This is a genomic window from uncultured Vibrio sp., from assembly GCF_947488985.1.
GTDB lineage: Bacteria > Pseudomonadota > Gammaproteobacteria > Enterobacterales > Vibrionaceae > Vibrio.
In genome coordinates this window covers 1-1,105 of sequence record NZ_CANLBV010000231.1, presented here as the reverse complement: position 1 = coordinate 1,105, position 1,105 = coordinate 1, and the positions used below count along the sequence as shown (strand labels likewise).

Annotated in this window: 1 protein-coding gene; it reads right to left on the bottom strand. The window is 50.5% G+C overall.

Going from position 1 to position 1,105, the window contains the following annotated elements; all coding sequences use genetic code 11:
- On the bottom strand, positions 1 to 1,076 hold a 1,076-nt coding region (locus tag Q1A70_RS20015), incomplete at its 3' end, for a type II and III secretion system protein (protein WP_299695790.1).
- Positions 1,077 to 1,105 lie beyond the last annotated feature (29 nt).

Here is a 1,105-nt window from a genome sequence, read left to right as displayed (position 1 = left end):
TACGGAGTTTTCACCGTTTGAGAAATGCGAGCGGGCTGTGAACTTAACGTCAACACGCTAATAGGCGTATCGGTGGAGACCGCCCCTTGCTGCTCCAACGCTTTAATAAAGGCGGTGGTGCCGTCCCAGCCGCCCGAGCCTTGAAAGGCCAAACCACTGCCCGACCCTGCGGTATCGACCACGGACGTACCGGGAATAATAAAGCTCAATGTCCCATCACCAATGTCACGCATGAGGCTCCAATCAATGCCTTGGTCTTTACCCAAATTAGAGCGAAATTCCAAAACACGCACATCCAACAAAACCTGTTTATCCAGCTCATCTTGATAGGTTTGTATGACGCGCTGCACCTGCGCCATACGGCTTGGCGTGGTTCTCACCGTCAGCGAACTCAGCCCCGCGACCACACTCACCGACCCAATCAAATCATCGTCATTCTCAGAGGTTTCATCACGTAAAACGGTCGTAATGGCCTGCGACACTTCTTCAAAGATATTCACTTCATCAAAGTGAGTAACCACGTATTGCCCCTCAACTTGAGTCTCGCCTTCGCTGGAGCTTTCCGAAGAGCTGCCCTGCTGACCTGAATATGTCCCTGCTGGCAACGTCAACACAAAGCTTTGTGTTTGGTAATAACCCACCGTGAGCTTCTTGGACTCAGGCGTAAACGCATACTGCGTTAAGCTGCCTAACATGTTTAATATTGAGCGTCGTGTGCTTTGCACGTTCAACGTCACGGGATAATTGGCGTTCGCATCTGGGTCAAAAGAAATTTCAACGCCCGTGCCTTGCATCAATTGCGTGACCACGACAGCCAGCGGTAAGCCTTGCGCTTTTAAACGCACCTCACCATTAAGCCATTGAGGGGTCGTATCGGGTTTAATCGCTTGAGGCAGTGCTGGCGGCTTATCAAGATATTGCACGTTGGTGAGAGGTGGACTCGCCTTATTTAACGCCTCATCCATCGTATCTTTAATCGCGTGAGTTTGAGCCAAATGCTCATTGTAACTTTTACTGCACCCCATGAGCGCCGCCAACATCAAAACGAGCGCGACCCATCGTGTCTGTTTATGCATTATTCTCTCTCCTGAATAAAGACCGTGCG